Annotated in this window: 13 protein-coding genes and 2 pseudogenes; 7 read left to right on the top strand and 8 right to left on the bottom strand. The window is 70.9% G+C overall.

What is annotated here, in order from left to right:
• Window positions 1–232: 232 nt before the first annotated feature.
• The 3 genes and pseudogenes from ACFY32_RS33840 to ACFY32_RS33830 form a co-directional block, all read right to left on the bottom strand.
• Window positions 233–762, bottom strand: a pseudogene (locus tag ACFY32_RS33840) (transposase).
• 139 nt (window positions 763–901) lie between these two features.
• Window positions 902–1,480: a TetR/AcrR family transcriptional regulator gene (locus ACFY32_RS33835; protein ID WP_359204552.1), complete on the bottom strand. Its 579-nt coding sequence runs from the start codon at window positions 1,478–1,480 to the stop codon at window positions 902–904.
• 5 nt (window positions 1,481–1,485) lie between these two features.
• A complete protein-coding gene (locus tag ACFY32_RS33830; RefSeq protein ID WP_390676337.1) occupies window positions 1,486–2,754 on the bottom strand; it encodes a glycoside hydrolase family 1 protein in 1,269 nt (422 codons plus the stop codon).
• A gap of 222 nt (window positions 2,755–2,976) precedes the next feature.
• Between ACFY32_RS33830 and ACFY32_RS33825 the strand changes: the two genes are divergently transcribed.
• Complete coding sequence (locus ACFY32_RS33825; RefSeq protein WP_390676336.1) at window positions 2,977–4,575, top strand: family 20 glycosylhydrolase; 1,599 nt, start codon at window positions 2,977–2,979, stop codon at window positions 4,573–4,575.
• Window positions 4,576–4,645: 70 nt separating this feature from the next.
• Here ACFY32_RS33825 and ACFY32_RS33820 read toward each other — a convergent pair whose 3' ends face one another.
• From ACFY32_RS33820 to ACFY32_RS33810, 3 genes are all read right to left on the bottom strand, one after another.
• Window positions 4,646–6,184, bottom strand: a complete 1,539-nt coding sequence (locus ACFY32_RS33820; protein WP_359204560.1) for an ABC transporter substrate-binding protein — start codon at window positions 6,182–6,184, stop codon at window positions 4,646–4,648.
• 193 nt (window positions 6,185–6,377) lie between these two features.
• Complete coding sequence (locus tag ACFY32_RS33815) at window positions 6,378–7,637, bottom strand: amidohydrolase (RefSeq protein ID WP_359204563.1); 1,260 nt, start codon at window positions 7,635–7,637, stop codon at window positions 6,378–6,380.
• Between the two features lie 28 nt (window positions 7,638–7,665).
• The gene (locus ACFY32_RS33810) at window positions 7,666–9,948 is read right to left on the bottom strand and encodes a glycoside hydrolase family 3 C-terminal domain-containing protein (RefSeq protein ID WP_390676335.1); all 2,283 of its coding nucleotides are present in this window, start codon (window positions 9,946–9,948) and stop codon (window positions 7,666–7,668) included.
• Between the two features lie 243 nt (window positions 9,949–10,191).
• Between ACFY32_RS33810 and ACFY32_RS33805 the strand changes: the two genes are divergently transcribed.
• The gene (locus ACFY32_RS33805; protein WP_359204569.1) at window positions 10,192–11,085 is read left to right on the top strand and encodes an SGNH/GDSL hydrolase family protein; all 894 of its coding nucleotides are present in this window, start codon (window positions 10,192–10,194) and stop codon (window positions 11,083–11,085) included.
• Here ACFY32_RS33805 and ACFY32_RS33800 read toward each other — a convergent pair.
• On the bottom strand, window positions 11,082–11,738 hold the full coding sequence (locus ACFY32_RS33800; RefSeq protein ID WP_359204572.1) for a TetR/AcrR family transcriptional regulator: 657 nt from the start codon (window positions 11,736–11,738) through the stop codon (window positions 11,082–11,084). The genes ACFY32_RS33805 and ACFY32_RS33800 overlap by 4 nt on opposite strands.
• A 233-nt stretch (window positions 11,739–11,971) precedes the next feature.
• Here ACFY32_RS33800 and ACFY32_RS33795 point away from each other — a divergent pair, with 233 nt between their 5' ends.
• Genes ACFY32_RS33795 through ACFY32_RS33785 form a run of 3 tightly spaced genes read left to right on the top strand, consistent with a single transcriptional unit; the run spans window position 11,972 to window position 15,527 of the window.
• On the top strand, window positions 11,972–12,913 hold the full coding sequence (locus ACFY32_RS33795) for an ABC transporter permease (protein WP_359204575.1): 942 nt from the start codon (window positions 11,972–11,974) through the stop codon (window positions 12,911–12,913).
• Window positions 12,910–14,694, top strand: coding sequence for a dipeptide/oligopeptide/nickel ABC transporter permease/ATP-binding protein (locus tag ACFY32_RS33790; RefSeq protein ID WP_390676334.1), 1,785 nt, complete (start codon window positions 12,910–12,912; stop codon window positions 14,692–14,694). The genes ACFY32_RS33795 and ACFY32_RS33790 overlap by 4 nt, the downstream gene beginning before the upstream one ends.
• Window positions 14,691–15,527, top strand: a complete 837-nt coding sequence (locus tag ACFY32_RS33785) for an ATP-binding cassette domain-containing protein (protein WP_390676333.1) — start codon at window positions 14,691–14,693, stop codon at window positions 15,525–15,527. Before ACFY32_RS33790 ends, ACFY32_RS33785 begins: the two co-directional genes overlap by 4 nt.
• 346 nt (window positions 15,528–15,873) lie before the next feature.
• On the opposite strand, the pseudogene ACFY32_RS33780 reads toward ACFY32_RS33785, so the two are convergent.
• Window positions 15,874–16,461, bottom strand: a pseudogene (locus tag ACFY32_RS33780) (pirin family protein); the annotation flags it as partial.
• Window positions 16,462–16,478: 17 nt separating this feature from the next.
• Between ACFY32_RS33780 and ACFY32_RS33775 the strand changes: the two are divergent.
• Both ACFY32_RS33775 and ACFY32_RS33770 read left to right on the top strand, forming a co-directional pair.
• On the top strand, window positions 16,479–16,880 hold the full coding sequence (locus tag ACFY32_RS33775) for a carboxymuconolactone decarboxylase family protein (protein WP_390676332.1): 402 nt from the start codon (window positions 16,479–16,481) through the stop codon (window positions 16,878–16,880).
• Between the two features lie 70 nt (window positions 16,881–16,950).
• Window positions 16,951–17,376, top strand: a complete 426-nt coding sequence (locus ACFY32_RS33770) for a hypothetical protein (RefSeq protein ID WP_390676331.1) — start codon at window positions 16,951–16,953, stop codon at window positions 17,374–17,376.
• Window positions 17,377–17,457 lie beyond the last annotated feature (81 nt).

Genomic DNA, 17,457 nt, shown 5'->3' with positions numbered 1-17,457 from the left:
CGCCGGTCCTCTACCCGAGGCCGGCCCGTCGCGGCCCGCGGTATCAGCGGAGCGAGCAGCTCCCATTCCTGATCAGTGAGTTCATGACGACGTACGACGTACCACGACGCCATGATCCACGACTCAGATGATCTCTGAAGACGGACCCTGGTACGTCGCCTCACAAGACCAGTCCACTGAAGGGCTTTTCAGACGCCCTCTACTGACGTTGAACTCGTGATGTCGCTGCTGGTTATCGGGGGTTGATCGTCAGCCCCGTCTCGGTGAGGCAGCCGTCTATGAGGTGGCTGCGGTACTGGATGTGGCGGAGACCTTTTCGTATGCGCTGCATGAGGTGCTCGGGGGTGGTGAAGGCGACGTTGGAGAGCCAGCCGCGCCGCAGGAGGGACCAGATGCCCTCGATGGGGTTGAGGCCGGGTGCGTAGGGCGGCAGGTAGTAGATGGTCAGCCAGTCCCGCGTCTCGGCGAACTCTCGTAGCCCTGCGGCCCTGTGGACGTTGAGGTGTCCCAGACGAGGACGATCGGGCCGCCGAGCTGGGTGTGGGCGGCGATGAGCAGGTCGCGGTAGTCGCGCCAGGAGAAGCTCTTGCGTCCGTCGCGGTTACCGTCGTCGCGGCGGGGCCGGTAGATCAGCCGCGACCGGTGTCCGGGTTTGTAGCAGGTCAGCGCGGCGATGGAGATGCGTCTGCGGGAGCGTCCGCGGACCCGGACCACCGGCGTGCGACCTCGCTGGGACCACGTCTTGGCGTGCGGCGGCGTCATGGAGAAGCCGGCGGCACCACCACGGCGTGACACGGGCGGAAGCGCCCACGCGCGCCCGGCAGGCGCCGGCCTCAGCCCGCAACCGCACGGCGGCAGAACCCCGGCCGCTCATCCGGCGTGCTCGCGGATGTCGCCGTTCCTACGTGTCTCCGGGCGCGGCGAGCAGGACCATGACGTCGTCGATGGGCTGTTGCATGTCGACGTTCCGGTCGGTGAGCCATTGAAGCTGGATACCGTCGGCGAGCGCGACCAGGATCGCGGCAAGCCGTTCGGGGGGCAGGTCCGTTCGCACGGCACCTTCGTCCATGCGACGTTGCAGGAAGGCGGTGATCTGGGGTCGGATCTCGGCGTATCGCTCCGCGAACAGGCCGTGGGCAGGGTGGGTCGTGTCGCTGGCGGCGGCGGCCATCGAGACGAACAGTTCCACCAGACCGGGCGTGTCCGCACCCTCCTGGATGATGGAGCGGTAGGTTTCCGCACCCTTGAACTCGGCGTGCCGGGCGCGTGCCGAGGCGTCCCGGGCGCGGAGGACCTGCGTGAGGAGGTCCTCCTTGGAGTTGAAGTAGTGCATGAGTCCGGGCAGGCTCAGGTTGCAGCGGGCGGCCACCTTGCGCAGTGAGGTACCGCGGTAGCCCTCTTGCGCGAAGATCTCTAGGGCTGCTTGGAGGATCTCTTCCCGCTTTGCCTCGCCCTTCTCGTAAGGGCCACGTCGCGCCATGACGGTCACACTAGCGTGTGAACGGACGGGTTCCCGTCCGCTGCTGCGGTGCTGGTGGGCAGGTAGCCGTTCCGTGCCAGGGCGCCGAGCCAGTGGGCCGAGGGCTTGGGGGTGCGCGCGAAGGTGTGCGGGTCGACGGCGATGAGGCCGAAGGTGGGCCGGTAGCTGCCCCATTCGTAGTTGTCCAGGGCGCTCCAGTGCAGGTAGCCACGGACATCGGCGCCGTCCTGCAGAGCGGCGGCCAGGCCGGCCAGGGCTTGTTCGGTGTAGGCGATGCGGCGTTCGTCGTCGGCGGTGGCGATGCCGTTCTCGGTGACCAGGATGGGTACGTCCGGCCCGACGACCTGGCGGGTGTGCTGGACGGCTTGCCCCAGGGCTTGGGGGTAGAACTCCCAGCCGGTCAGTGTCGCCTCGGCCCCGTCCGGTACGGGCAGGGGGCCGTTCACTCCGATGCGGTGGCGGGTGTACGCCTGCACGCCGATCCAGTCATCGCCGCGGGCGGCGTGCAGGAAGACGTCCTCCCGTGACAGAGCATGCGCCCTGGCCACTTCTTCGGCGCCGGGTTCGGGCTGGTAGACCTGATTGGCGACGGTCCAGCCGACCAGGTAGTCGGGGTCTGCTTCCCTGAGGGCGCGGGCTGCGGCGCGGTGGGCCCTGATCAGGGCTTCAGTGACCTGCTGGTCGGGCTCGACGGTGGAGGGGTCGAAGGCGACTCCGCCGGCGCCGCCACCGCTGCGGGACGCCCGGCGGCGCACGGCGTGGACAAGGGCCACCATGTTGGGCTCGTTGATCGTTGCGACGTAGCGCACGTCTCCACCGAGGACCTCGACCGCGGTGCGCGCGTAGGCGGCGAAACGCTGCGCGGAGTCCTCGGCGAGCCAGCCACCGCGCCGGCTGAACCAGCGGGGTGAAGTGAAGTGGTGGAGTGTGACCACCGGTTCCAGGCCCCGTTCCCGCGCACCGAGGACCATGGCCCGGTAGTGGGCGATCGCGGCGCGGGAGACGCGCCCCTCCTCCGGTTCGATGCGGGCCCATTCGATGCTGAAGCGGTAGGCGTTGAAGCCGAGTTCGCTGAGCAGATCCATATCCTCGGGCCAGCGGTGAAAGCTGTCGGCCGCGTCTCCGCTGCGCTCGGGCAGCACACTGTCCGGCGTGTTCTCCAGGGCCCACAGGTCGCTGGAGATGTTGTTGCCCTCGGTCTGGTGCGCGGAGGTGGAGGCTCCCATGAGGAAGCCGTCCGCCAGGGGGTACCGGGCGGCAGGCGGTACTGCCATCGCTGCGACTCCTTTGCCGGTCGGGGCGCCAGGGACGCACCCACAAAAAGCGTTCAATGATCGGTTTTCGTGTTAGCGTACAGGTGTTTCCAGGGCTGGATGAAGAGACTCAGTGGGGGAGTCACCGCGCCGGCCCCGGAAGCCCGACGCCCAGGAGTCCCCTGCCGAACCTGACCCCGGCGCCCTGGGCTCCTGGGCGCCGGGCCGCCGTGAGGATCCGCGATGCATGCCGTCCTTCCTGCTCCCGCCGACCACGTCGTCCACGACGGGCCTTCGGGCCTGCTCGCCGCCGGACCGTGGAGGCTGACCTCGGCCGCTCCGGTCCTGGCCACCGTCGAGCGCACCGTCCGTGACCTGTTCGATCCGCATCTGGGCGCACGGCTCGTGCCCGCCGGCAGCGCTCAGCAGGCCGCGGAGATCCGTCTGGAACTGGACGCGTCCGTGCCGGCTCGCCGGCGTGCGCTCGGAGTGGCTCCCGACGGCACGTCCGGCCCCGCCGACGAGGCGTACGCCGTGAGCGTGCGCAACGGGGCGATCGTCTGCCGGGGCCGCACACCCGCGGGCGTCTTCCGCGCGGCCACCACGGCTCTGCATCTGATCGCCCTGACCGAGCCGGACGACACCCTGGTGGCACAGGAGTTCACCGACGCTCCGCACTACGCCTGGCGGGGCCTGCTCCTCGACACGGCACGCCACTTCGTCCCGCTCGCGGAGATGCTCCGGCTGATCGATCTGGCGGCCCTGTACAAGATCAACGTGCTGCACCTGCACCTGACGGACAATGAGGGCTGGCGGATCGAGATCCCCTCCCTTCCGGCCCTGACGGCGGGTTCGGCCGGCAGCGGCTTCTACACGGTGGACGAGTACCGTGCGTTGCAGGAGTACGCCGCCTCGCGGCACATCGTTCTGGTGCCCGAGATCGATCTCCCGGGGCATTGCGCCGCACTGCGGGCTGCGCTGCCCGGCCTGCCTCCCGCACCGGCTCCGCCGGGCCTTGCCGGCCGTTTTCCGTACACTCCCCCGCTCGATCTGGCCGACGCCGGAACGCGCGAGGTGGTGCGCACGATCCTCGCCGACGTGTGCGCATCGACGGACGGCCCGTTCGTCCACATCGGCGGCGACGAAGCGGTCGGCATCACCGCGCAGGGATTCGCCACCGCGGTGCGGGAGTTGCGGGCGATGGTGCGGGAGCTGGGCAAGCGGCCGCTGGCCTGGCAGGAGTCCTCGCGGGCCGGCATCGAGCCGCGGGACATCGCCCAGTTCTGGGTGGATCCCGAGATGATGGACCTGCCCGACACCGAGGAGGAGCTGGCCCAACGTCCTGATCTGGCGGGTGCCGGCTTCAACGGTGCGTTCCTGGCAGCGCTGAAGTGGTTCTTCGCACCCTCCGCCGACGACGCGCAGCGTGTGCTGGACGGTGGAGGGATGCTGCTGCTGTCCCCGCAGTCCCATCTCTACCTCGACCGGCGCTACGCTCCCGAGGTCGCTCCCTCCGGTCGGACCGAGCAGGCCGCCACTCTGGGCTTCCCCAGTTACCGGCCGCGCAGTGTGCGGTACATCGCCGGATGGGATCCGCGGTCGCACGCGCTGCCCGAAGAGCGCGTCGCCGGCGTGGAGGCGACGCTGTTCGCAGAGAACCTGCGGGACTTCGAGGAACTGGCCACGCTGCTGCTGCCTCGCCTGGCGTCCGTGGCCTCGATCGCCTGGTCCGGCAGCCCGGACCCGTGGGAGCGGCACCGTCGGATGCTGGGGCGGCACAGCAGGTTGTGGCGAGAGCGCGATCTGCCGTTCTTCCCGGCGACGGACGTCGACTGGGCGTAGAAGGGTGCGGGCCTCGGACCGGATCCCCGGCCCGAGGCCCACCGTTTCGGCTACGTGTCCACCGCCTGGTTCAGGAGCCGACGGGGGCGTAGTTGTAGATCGAGGGGACGGCCATGCCCGACTGCGGCTGGGCCTTGACACCGGGGCCGGTCACGAGCTGGTACCGCATGCGGTAGAAGGGCACGAACCAGCCCTCGTCGACCAGGTGCTTGTTGAGGGCGCGCGCCGCGTCCGCTGCCTCGGCCCCGTCACCGGCCTGGATCCGCGGAAGCAGGCTCTCCACGGCCTTGTCGCTGGTGCCGAACATGTTGAAGGTGCCGGGAACGACGAGGTCCTGGGCGGTCACCCAGTCGATGGGTGACTGCCCGATGTTCATCACCATCGCCGAGTAGGCGCGCTCGCGGTAGATCTTCTGCACGGCGCTCGCGCCGTCCAGCGCCTCCCAGTCGACCTTGACCCCGATCGCCTTGAGGTCGGAGGACAGTGAGCTGGCGAGGGCGTCGTTGACGATGGCGCTCACGCGCGGCAGCTTCAGCGTGAAGCCGTCCGCGTAGCCGGCCTCGGCGAGGAGCTTCCTGGCCTTCGCGGGGTCGTGCGCGTAAGCGGTGTCGAGGCTCTTGTCGTACGCCTTGGTCTCCGGGCCGAAGACCTGGCCGGTGAGTTCGCCACGCCCCTGGCGCAACTGCTCGAGCATGGTCCGGCGATCGATGGCGAGGTTGAGGGCCCTGCGCACTTCGGGCTCGGCCAGTGCCGGGGTGTGCACGCCGCCGCGGTCGAAGAGGAGCAGGCCCTGGAAGTCGAAGGTGTAGTCCGCCTTCTTGAGGCGGGTGTCGGAGGTGATGGCGCTCTGCTGGCCGGCGTCCTGGAGCACGGCACTGTCGATCTGCCCGGTCTTCAGGCCGTTGACGACGGCCGTCTCGTTGTCGAAGACGCTGATCGTCAGGGACTTGAAGGGCAGCTTGTCGCCCCAGTAGCCGGCCTTGCGCTGGTAGACGTACTTGTTGCCGATGGCGGTCTTGGCCTTGTCCAGGGTGTACGGCCCGGTCCCGACCGGCTCGGTCGTGAGGGACCCGCCGGTGAGCTTGGCCGGGCTCGCCATCAGGCCGGCCGCGTCACTGAGCGAGAACAACAGCGCCGGGTCGGGGGCGGACAGCACCAGGGACAGGTGCGTGGCGTCCTTGACGTCGACGCTCTTCACAGCGGCGAGCTCCTTGGCCGCGCCACCACCGCCCTTCTGGAAGTGCTCCAGGTTCGCCTGGACCGCCTTCGCGTCGAAGGCCGTGCCGTCACTGAACTCCACCCCTTCCCGCAGGGTGAGATCGAGGCGGGTGCGGGCGGTGTCGTAGCTCCACTCGGTCGCGAGCATCGGCGCGAAGGTGCCCTCCGGCGTCCGCTTGATCAGGGTGTCGTAGACGGCCTGGAAGTAGGGAAGGGCGCCGCCGATGGCGTCCTTGGGGTCCAGGCTCTGTGCGGCGGTGAGCGTCGCGATGTCGAGCGTGGCGGGCGCCGCGGTCGTCGATCCGTCGCCTTCCCCGCCGCAGCCCGCGAGAACCAGTGACGCGACAACCGCAGTGGCCGCGACGGCGCTGGTGCGTGCCGAAATCCTCATGTCGTCACTCCGTCGGGACGGGCCGGGACCACGTCACCGGCAGCAGATGTGGCCCGAAGGCACGTGGAAACAGGACTCCTCGATACGGAGTCCCCCATGAGTGAAAACCGTAAGCTGATCGGTTTTCGGAGTCAATGGCTGAACCGGGCATGGCCCAGTCGTTATACGGCGGACGGAGCGCTCCGCCGCCGCGTCACAGCGCGTACCGGGTCAGGGCCGCGGCCACGAGCGTCTGGATGCCGGTGGGCAGGACGCCGAGGTCGGGGGCGAAGACGTCGCTGTGGTTGGAGGGGACCGCCGCGAACTTCTGTGCCACCGAGGTGCCTTGTGCCCGCTCCCACACGTCCTCGGGCGTCGCGGTGACATACCAGTAGTCGTAGGGGGTCCCCGGGGGAACCAGCAGGGAGAAGTCCTCGCTGCCGGTGACGGGTCCGAAGTCGGCGACGGCCGACTGTCCGAACAAGGCGCGGTGGGTCGCCGCGACCTGCGCGTCCAGGTCCGCGTCGTTCACGGTGGCCGGGACGCTGTAACCGACCTCCAGGTGCGGCGGGCGAGGGCAGCCCGCGGCGGCGCACTCGCCTTCGACGACGCGCCGCACCGCCGCCATCAAGCGCTCGCGGACCTCGGTGTCCCGGGTGCGCAGATTCAGGCCGAGATCGGCGTGCGCGGGAATGATGTTGTTCTTGGTGCCGGCGTGGACCTGTCCGACGGTGAGGACCGCGACGTCGGACGCGGCGATCTCGCGGGAGATGACGCTCTGCAGGCGGGTGATGACGTGGGCGGCCGTCACGACCGGGTCGACGGTCGCCTCGGGCCGCGATCCATGCCCGCCCACGCCGTGAATGCGCACGTCGATGTCGTCGAGGGCGCCCATGGTCAGCCCGGGGGTGTGCGCGATGAGGCCCACCGGGCCGGGCGCCACATGCTGGCCGAACACGGCGTCGGGCAGCGGGAAGCGCTCGTGCAGCCCGTCGGCGACCATGGCCGCGGCGCCCGACTCACCGGTGCCGCCTTCCTCGGCGGGCTGGCCGATCACCACGAGTGTGCCTGCCCACGCGTCGCGGGCGGCGGCGAGAGCTTGGGCGGCCCCGGCCAGCCAGGTCACATGCAGGTCGTGTCCGCACGCGTGCATGACACCGGGGGTGCGGGAGGCGTAGGGAAGTCCGGTCGCCTCCTGCACCGGGAGCGCGTCCATGTCGGCCCGCAGCCACACCACCGGCCCCTCACCGTTGCGCAGCACCCCGACCACCCCGGTGCCCCCGACGCGCTCGTGGACCCCCATCCCGGTCGAGCGGAGCTGGTCCGCCAGCTTCGCGGCCGTGCGGTGCTCGGCCATCGACAGTTCGGGGTGCTGGTGCAGGTCGCGGTAGAACGCGGCCGAAGACTCATGATCAAGGAGCCGGGTGAGTGCGCGCGCGGAGTCGGCGGCGCGGGCGGCGACAGAGGAAGACATCGGGGTTCCCTTCCGTGAGGCCGGTGTCTCAGTTGGAGGGCGTGCGGGCGGCGCGCTCGCACAGGGCGTCCAGGTGCGAGGGCGACACAGGGCTCTGCGGGAACTCCGCGATGACCTCCAGCGGCATGCCGGCCAGGAAGCGGCGCAGTACGGGATCGGCCAGTGCTCCCGCCGCCCCGTCGCTGTGCTGGGTGCGGCCGGCGGCGAACGCCTCCAGGAGCAGCGGGCCGCCGACGGGGTGGGACAGCCACTCGCCCAGCGTGCTGCGTCCGGTCAGACGGACGGTGGAGACATCGCCGTCCACGGTCAGTGGTGCCGTACAGCGGATGTCGCGGGACGAGGCGCCCGCCGCCACGGTGTAGGTGCCGCCCTCGACGAACCAGCCGGTTTCGCGCTCGCTGTAGTAGGCGAGGTCGGCGCGGTCGAAGGTGACGGTCACCTCGCGGCTCTGGCCGGGTTCCAGGTCGACCTGGGCGAAGCCGCGCAGTTCGCGCGGCGGTCGGGCGACGCGGGAGCCGTCCGGTGCGCTGACGTAGATCTGGACGGTCTCGCGGCCGCTGCGGGGCCCGGTGTTGGTGACGGTCAGGCGTGCCTCGATCCGGTCGGCCGGCGCCTGAGCCACGGCGAGGTCACTGTAGGTGAAGGTGGTGTAGGTCAGGCCGTGGCCGAAGGGGAAGGCGACATCGTTTCCGCGCTGGTCGTGGCCGCGGTAGCCCACGAACACGCCCTCCCCGTAGCGCACATGCCCTTCCTCGCCGGGGAACGACAGGTGACTGGGAGCGTCTTCGAGGCGGAGCGGGATGGTCTCGGCGAGCCGTCCGGAAGGAGCGGCGTGGCCGAACAAAATCCGGGCGAGAGCGGTGCCGCCGCCCTGGCCGAGGAGCCAGCCTTCCACCAGGGCGGGAACGCGCTCGTGCCAGGGGGCGGTACGCACCACCCCGCCGTTGGACAGCACGACCGCGGTGCGCGGGTTGGCTTCGGTGATCCGCTCCAGCAGGGCGAGCTGGACGGCGGGCAGGTCGAGGTGGTCCCGGTCGAAGCCTTCGGACTCGTCCTGGGCGGGCAGCCCGAGGAAGAGGACCACGCTCTCGCTGCCGGCAGCCAGCCGTACGGCCTGGGCGAGCAGTTCCTCGTCCGGTGTTCCGTCGATCCGGTAGCCGGGGGCGTACTCCACGGCCGCGCCGCCGGTCGACTCCCGCAGAGCGTCCAGCGGGGTGTCCAGGTGTGTGGGGGTGACCTGGGAGCTTCCGGCTCCCTGGTAGCGCGGGGTGCGGGCGAGTTCCCCGATCACCGCGAGGGAGCCGGCCGCCGGGTCGAACGGCAGCAGCTCCCGCTCGTTCTTGAGCAGGACGACACACCGCTCGGCCGCCCGGCGCGCGAGGGCGTGATGCTCCTCGTAGTCGACCGGGTCCGAGTCCGTCGACACGGCGGCGGTGGTACGGCGGGCGAACAGGGCGAGGCGCTCCACGGCCGCGTCCAGCCCCCGGACGTCGAGTTCGCCGCTCCGCACGGCGTGGACGACTTCGGCGTCGGTGCGGCCGCGGGTGGTCGGCATCTGGAGGTCCAGGCCCGCGGCCAGGGCGGCGACGCGGTCGCGGACCGCGCCCCAGTCGGACATGACGATGCCGTCGAAGCCCCATTCGCGGCGCAGGATGTCGGTGAGCAGGCGCCGGTTCTCGCTCAGCGGGGTGCCGTTGAGGGCGTTGTAGGCGGACATGACCGACCAGGGCCGGTCCCGGCGGACGATGCGTTCGAAGGCGCGCAGGTAGATCTCGCGCAGCGGCCGCTCGTCGACGTCGGCGCTCACCCGCATCCGGTCGGTTTCCTGGTTGTTGGCCGCGAAGTGCTTCAGCGCGGCGCCGACACCGGAGCGCTGCAAGCCGCGGACCACGGCTCCGCCGAGTTCGGCGGTGAGCAGCGGGTCCTCGGAGAAGTACTCGAAGTTGCGGCCGCACAGCGGAGAACGCTTGATGTTGATCCCGGGGCCCAGCACCACATGGACACCGTGGTCCCGGGCTTCCACGGCGATGGCTCCCGCGACCTGTTCGGCCAGTTCCGCATCCCAGCTGCTGCCCAGCGCCACGGCCGGCGGGAAGCACGTGGCCGGCGACGCGCTGTGCAGGTCGAGCTGGCCTCCGTCGCCGGCCTCCTTGGGCAGGCGCAGTCCGTGCGGTCCGTCCGACATGGAGACGGCGGGTACCGCGGCGACCGCCTCGGTGACGAAGTCGCCGGCGCCGCTGGTCAGCGACGCCTTCTCGGTGAGCGTCAGCGCGTCGGCCGTCGGGTGGGAACGGGAAGTGTGCTGGGTCATGGCGGGGGCCCCGGTCGTCTTGATCGGGCAGCACCATGCCACCCAACCAAAACCATATATTGATCGGTTTTCGAAGTCGAGACACCGTCCGCACCGGCCGGCCGGCCTCCCGTCCGAGGGTCACACGGTCACGTCCGACCCGTTGACGACTGGAAACCGATCACTCTACGGTTTTTGCGCCCGGCCGGTCCCTCGGGCGGGACCGGCGCTTCGGGCCCTCCACTCACGAGAAGAGGTACAGCGATGACGCTGCGCCCCGCCCTGCTCCGCCCTTCCGGTGCACACCTCCTCCGCCGTCACCGCACCTTGCTGATCGCGGGGTGCGCCGGTGTCGCCCTGGCCACCGCCGTCGCGCCCGCCGGCGCGGCGACCACGGTCGGCCACTACGCCGCACTCGGGGACTCGTTCAGCTCCGGTCTGGGCATCCCCGCACAGACGGACACCACCTGCGGGCGATCGGACCACAACTACCCCACCCTGCTGGCCGCGGGGATCGGCGCCACCTCCTCCACGGACGTGACCTGCGCCGGAGCCACCACCCAGCACGTCACCGGAGCCCAGGGCGACATCGCCGCGCAGCTCGACGCGGTGCGCGCGGACACGGCCGTGGTCACCCTCGGCATCGGCGGCAACGACCTCGACCTGGCCGGCACGATCACCCGCTGCGTCCTGCTGGCCTACCTCAGCCCCAGCGGGGCGCCGTGCAAGACCAGCTACAGCCTGGGCGGAACCGACGAGATCGGCTCGCGCATCAACGCGACCGCACCGAAGGTCGCCGCCGACCTGAAGGCGATCCGCGCCAAGGCGCCGCAGGCGAGGATCTTCCTGGTCGGCTACCCCGCCCTCGTGCCCGACGACGGGTCCGCCTGCCGCAGCACCGTCCCGCTGGCCACCGGCGACTTCCCCTGGCTGCGGGACAAGACCCGGCAGCTCAACAGCGTGCTGGCACAGCAGGCCGCGGCCAACGGGGCCACGTTCGTGGACGTGTACACCCCGTCGATCGGTCACGACGCCTGCAAGCCCGCGGGGGTGCGTTGGATCGAGCCCACCGACACCGCGGCCGCGGCCGGCTTCCACCCCAACGCGGCCGCCCACCAGAACACCGCGGCCGAGATCACGGCGCTGCTGGGCCGTTAGCCGCCATCGACGGGGCGTTCCTGGGCAGCCTCGGCCGGCCGCAGGCCGAAGCCGCCCAGGAAGTCCCACACCCGCTGTTCCATGGGCGCCTCGTCCGGCTCCAGCAGCCACTGGATCTGCATGCCGTCCATCATCGCCAGCAACTGCTGCGCCACGGCAAGCGGATCGGCCGTCTGCCGCGGCGACGCCTGCGCGAAGAGTTCTGCCAGCAAGAGGGCGATCCGCTCACGCAGCAGCCGGTAGCGGCGGACGAAGTAGTCGCGGGCCGGGTGCTCCGGATCGGACGCCTCGGCCGACAGCTTCGCGTACAGCGCGACCATGCCGCGGGTGCGGGTGTTGCGGTCCACGAAGGCGACCAGCCGCTCCAGGCGCTCCTGCGGCGGGACGACGTCGGCCGGCCCGGCCGCGCCCTCGTCGAGCAGGCCCGGGAACAGCAGGGCGGCGTCCTGGCGGTCACGGCGCCACAGCACCTCAAGGAGCATGTCTTCCTTGCCGGGGAAGTGGTGCAGCAGTCCGGCATGGGTCATGCCGGCGTGGGCGGCGATCTCGCGCAGGGAGACCGGGTGATATCCGGAGCGGGCGAAGAGATCGGTCGCGGCGTCGAGGATCCGCGCCCGGGTGCGCTCGCCCTTCGTACGGGGTTCCTGGCTCACGGAGCGCTCTCCTCGGGTGCCGGCCGGACGCTGGACGCCGGAATCTACCAGGCGGTAGAAAACAGCCAGAGAAAACCTACCAACTGGTCAACTACCGGGGTATGGTGACCGCCAGTCCCGCTCCCACAGCGCTCGGGGCACCCCTTTTTCGCGCCAGAGCGGGCTCCCGCATGAGCCTGCAGCCTGCCGCTCACGCCGGCCCCACGGGCCGCCGGTCATGGATACCGAGACTCATGCTGACCTTCATCGCACGCAGAATCGGGGCCGGAGCAGCGCTCCTCCTCGTCATCTCCCTGCTGACCTACCTCCTGCTGTCGATACCCGACACCGACGTCGGCCGCCAACTCCTCGGCCCCGGCGCCCCCCAGGCCGACGTCGACGCCCGCAACACCGCACTCGGACTCGACCAGCCCGTCCTCACCCAGTACTGGCAGTGGTTCACGCACGCGGTCCGGGGCGACTTCGGCACATCCTGGTTCTCCAGCGAGGACGTCTCCCTGGCCATCACCAACCGGCTGCCCGTCACCCTCAGCCTGATGCTCGGAGTGACCCTGGTGACCGCCCTGGTCTCCTTCCTCCTGGGAGTGTGGGCCGGCGTGCGCCGCGGTGCCGTCGACCGGATCGTGCAGATCCTGGGCGTGGCCGGCTACGCGCTGCCGGGCTTCCTCGTCACCCTGGTCCTCGTCCTGGTCTTCGCCGTGCATCTGGGCTGGTTCCCCGCCATCGGGTACACCCCCTTCACCGAGTCCCCCACCGGCTGGCTGTCCACCGTGACCCTGCCCATCGCCTCGCTGTCGGTGGCCTCGATCGCCGGCGTCTCCCAACAGGTGCGCGGCGCGGTCATCGACGTGATGCGCCAGGACTACGTGCGCACCCTGCGCGCCCGCGGGCTCCCCACCCGGCGCATCGTCCTCAAGCACGTCCTGCGCAACGCCGCCGCGCCGGGCCTGTCCGTCCTGGGCATGCAGTTCGTCGGGCTTCTCGGCGGCGCCGTCCTGGTCGAGCAGATCTTCGGTCTGCCCGGCCTGGGCAGCATGACCGTCGCGTACACCACCCGCGGCGACATCCCCGTGATCATGGCCCTGGTCATGCTCACCGTCATCGGCGTCGTCCTGATCAACCTCGCCGTCGACATCCTGATCGGCTGGCTCAACCCGAAGGCGCGGATCGCATGAGCGACACCCTGAACCCCACCGTGCCCGACACACCATCCGCGCCGCCGCCCCGGAGCACGCTGGGACGCCTGATACGCAACCCGCTCGCGGCCATGTCGCTGCTGATCCTGGCGGTGCTGATCATCGCTTCGGTGTGTGCGCCGCTGCTGGCACCGTACGGCCCCGCCGACGCGACCCTGGCCGACGCCTTCGCGCACCCGGGCGGCGGCCACCTGCTCGGCGCCGACTCCGCGGGCCGCGACATCCTCTCCCGCCTGGTCTACGGCGGCCGCAACACCCTTGGCGGAGCCGTCATCGCCCTCGGTCTGGCGCTGCTCCTCGGTGTTCCCGCCGGTCTGTACGCCGGCTACCGCGGCGGCTGGTTCGACGCCGCGGCGAGCTGGAGCGTCAACCTGGTCATGGCCCTGCCCGCGATGGTCGTCCTGCTCGCGTCCCGCGCCGTCCTCGGCCCCGATGTGTGGGCCCTCATGATGGTCCTCGGCGTGCTGGCCGCACCGAGCTTCTACCGGCTCGTGCGCGGCATCGTCGCCGACATCCGCGGCGAGCTGTACGTCGACGCCGCCCGCGTCTCCGGCCTGTCCGATCCCCGTATCGTCGCCCGTCACGTCCTGATCGTCGTGCGCGGACCCATCATCATCCAGACCGCCCTGGTCGCCGGCGTGGCCATCGCGCTACAGGCCGGGCTCGAATTCCTCGGGATCGGCAGCGGGTCCACTGCCACCTGGGGCTCCATGCTCAACGAGGCGTTCCAGAACATCCAGCGCGCGCCCCTGCTCATGCTGTGGCCCGGCCTCGCGCTCGGCCTGACCAACGCAGCCCTCGTCCTGCTGGCCGCCGCGCTGCGCGACACGCTCGAAGACCGCTCGCCGCGCCGGCGCCGCCCCCGCCGCGCCGGTGCCACCACGGCGGCGCCGACACATCACAGCGCCGGTGACGGGGAACGGGCCGGCCTGCTGTCCGTACGCGGACTGAAAGTGGCCTACACGCTGGCGGACGGCTCCGACAAAGAAGTCGTCCACGGCATCGACTTCGACGTCCACGAGGGCGAGATCGTGGGGCTCGTCGGCGAATCGGGCTCCGGCAAGACCCAGACCGCGTTCTCCGTCTTGGGTATCCTCCCCGAAGGCGGCCGGCTCAGCGCCGGCAGCATCCACCTCTCGGGCCAGGAACTCGCCGGCCTGCCCGAACGGGCCCACCGCTCCCTGCGCGGCACCACGGTCGCCTACATACCGCAGGAGCCGATGAGCAACCTGGACCCCGCCTTCACCGTGGGGAACCACCTCACCGAACCCCTGCGCCATCACCTCGGCCTGTCCCGCAAGCAGGCCACCGACCGCGCCGTGGAACTCCTGCGCCAGGTCGAGATCCCCGCCCCCGAAGACGTACTGCGCCGCTACCCGCACGAGATCTCCGGGGGCATGGCCCAACGCGTCCTCATCGCCGGCGCCATCTCCTGCGACCCCCAGCTCCTCATCGCCGACGAACCCACCACCGCACTCGACGTCCGCGTCCAAGCCGAGATCCTCGACCTGCTGCGTCGCCTGCGCGACGAACGCGGCCTCGGCGTCCTGCTCGTCACCCACAACCTCGGTGTCGTCGCCGACCTCTGCGACCGCGTAGCCGTCATGAACCGGGGCCGCCTCGTCGAGACCGGCACGACCCGCCAGATTCTGCACCACCCCCTGGACCCGTACACCCGAAACCTCCTCGGCGCGGTCCTCGACTCCGCCCCGGCCCGGGAGCCCTGGCAGCCCCGCCCCACAAGGAGCGTCTCCGCATGACCACCGACCCCGACCACCTGCTCACCGTGGACCAGTTGCGCGTGTCCTTCCCCGGCAAGGGATGGCGGGCCGCGCGCACCGAGGTACTCAAAGGCATCGACCTCCACATCCGCGTCGGCGAAACCCTCGGCCTGGTGGGCGAATCCGGCTCCGGCAAGACCACCATCGGCCGCGCCATCCTCGGTCTGGTCCCCGTCGCCTCCGGCACCATCACCTTCGACGGCCGGCCCATCGAGAACGCGGGCCGCGCCGAGCGCCGTGCTCTCAGCCGCGAGATCCAAGTCATCTTCCAGGACCCCTACACATCCCTGAACCCTTCCCGCACCATCGGCGACACGCTCAGCGAGCCCCTCCTGGCCCAGCGTGTGAAGGACCGAACCGCGCGCGACCGCGTCACCGCCCTCCTCGACCAGGTGCACCTGCCCAAGGATTCCGCTGGGCGCCTGCCCCGCGAATTCTCCGGCGGACAGCGCCAGCGCGTCGCCATAGCCCGCGCCCTCGCCCTCAGCCCCCGCCTCATCGTGTGCGACGAACCCGTGTCCGCCCTCGACCTCACCACCCAGGCCACTGTCCTGGACCTCCTCCTCGACATCCAGCAACAGACGGACGTCGCCTACCTCTTCGTCTCCCACGACCTGTCCGTCGTCCGCCGCATGAGCCATCGGGTCGCCGTCATCCACCACGGCGACATCGTGGAAGCAGGAGACGCGGCGACCCTCACCTCCCGGCCCCAGCACCCCTACACCAGAACCCTCCTCCTCTCCGCCCCCGTCGCCGACGTCGACCGGCAACGCCGACGCCGCGAACAACGCTCCGCTCTCACCCCTTCGTAGACGCGGCGCTGTCTTGGCCCAAGCGCGGCGGGGCCGGACAGCTTCGCCCACGGCTGCATCAGCGAACGGGACCCCCATGGGGCGTGAAACTCCGGGGACACCGGCCGGCACGGATCCGACGCACCGCGGGGTATGGCCCGCAGTCTGTTCGACGGGTACTGCGACCAGCTCGGCGAGCAGCCTGGCGGCCCGTCAGAACGGCTGACGCCGCCGGTTGGCATCGCCGGGCGGGTCCTCGCTCGCTTCGAGGGCACCGTCGCAGCGAGCGGGGTCAGCATCGGGTTCGCCAGACCCTGCTCGAGTCGTGCGCCACTCAGGTGCTGCCATCAGCACGCGTCCGCGCGGATCAGCCCGCCCGGCCCCGGGGTTTCAGAGGCACGGACGGGAGTTCCGGGGCGGGCAGGGGATCTCCGTCGTAGCCCTCCACCTCACTGAACCGGGTGCCGGTCATCCAGTCCGAACGCGCCTACGCGATATCTTGGTGCGACCGTCCGATGAAGTTCCAACACATGACGATCTCCTCGCTGAAGGGGGGCCCGCCCAGGAGGACGAGGCGGGCGGTGCCGGGGCCGGTGTTGGTGAGGGTGAGGTGGGTGCGGCCGGGGGTGGCGTAGCCCGGGTCGGCGCGGTCCAGGGGGGTGTCGTTCAGGCGGACGGTGCCGGTGTCGACGAGGAGGCCGTGCTCGAAGCCGGGGTCCACGCCGAGGGTGAGGATCGCGCCCGGGTCGAGGGAGAGTTCGGCGCCGAGGAGGGGCGTGAAGGTCGCCACGGGTGAGGTGTCCCCGGCGAGGGTGCCCAGGAAGACGCGGACGGTGCCGCCGTCCAGGGGGACGGGGGCGGGGACGTAGTGCTGGAAGTCGGGGGCGGTGTCGCGGTGGGCCTCGGGGAGGGCGACCCACAACTGGACGCCGTGCAGGACCGTCGTGCGCGGGGTGCGCGACCGCGGAGGCCGTGAAGGGCGTGGCGGCCGCGGCCGGGCTGGACCGGCTCCTCGTCGAACTGATCAACCTGCGCGTCTCCCAGCTCAACGCCTGCGCCTACTGTCTGGACCTGCACACCCGCGCGGCGCTGCGGGCGGGCGAGACCGCCCAGCGGCTGGGCGTGCTGGCGGCCTGGCGCGACACCGAGTTGTTCGACGCCCGGGAACGCGCGGCCCTCGCCCTGGCGGAGGCCACCACCCACCCCGCCGACGCCGGCGCGCAGAGCGTCGCGTACGCCGGGGCGCGGGCCGCGCTGACCGACGCGGAGATCTCCGCGGTGATCTGGGTCGCCATCACCATGAACGCCTTCAACCGGGTCTCCGTCATGAGCAAGCACCCGGTACGGAAAAACCCCGGGACGCCCGCACGATGATGGCGCCCGGCACTCGCTGCGCCGGCGCGGCGCGGGCGGCTTCGCCAGGGAGCGGCTGCTGCGGCTGGGGGTGCCGCTGGTCTTCGCCACCGTCGTACTCGATCCGCTGCCGCAGCGGCTGCGGCAGCGCTCGGCCGACGCCGGGTACGACGAGTCGTACGCCGGATTCCTGCCGCACTTCTTCGACGTACGGCCGGAACCCGGCGAGGTGCCGTTCGTCATGCAGGGCGAGCACTTCGAGACCGGGCATCTGTGGTTCGTGGTCCTGCTGGCCTTCTCCCTCCTGCTGGTGCCGGCGTACCGGTGGCTGCCGCGCGAGCGGGTGCGCCGGGCCGGTGAGCGGGTAGCCGAGGCGGCCGGGCGCCGGCGCGGTGCCGTGCTGCTGCCCGCGCTCGTCTTCGCGGCGTTCTGCGCGTTGGCGCGGATGGAGGAGGACCGGTCCGTCTTCAAAGATCATCTGAGTCGTGGATCATGGCGTCGTGGTACGTCGTCATGAACTCACTGATCAGGAATGGGAGCTGCTCGCTCCGCTGATACCGCGGGCCGCGACGGGCCGGCCTCGGGTAGAGGACCGGCG

This window comes from Streptomyces sp. NPDC000134, from assembly GCF_042899225.1.
Taxonomy (GTDB): Bacteria; Actinomycetota; Actinomycetes; order Streptomycetales; family Streptomycetaceae; genus Streptomyces.
Note: the sequence above shows the minus strand (reverse complement) of the source record. Positions and strands in the feature narration are given on the sequence as shown.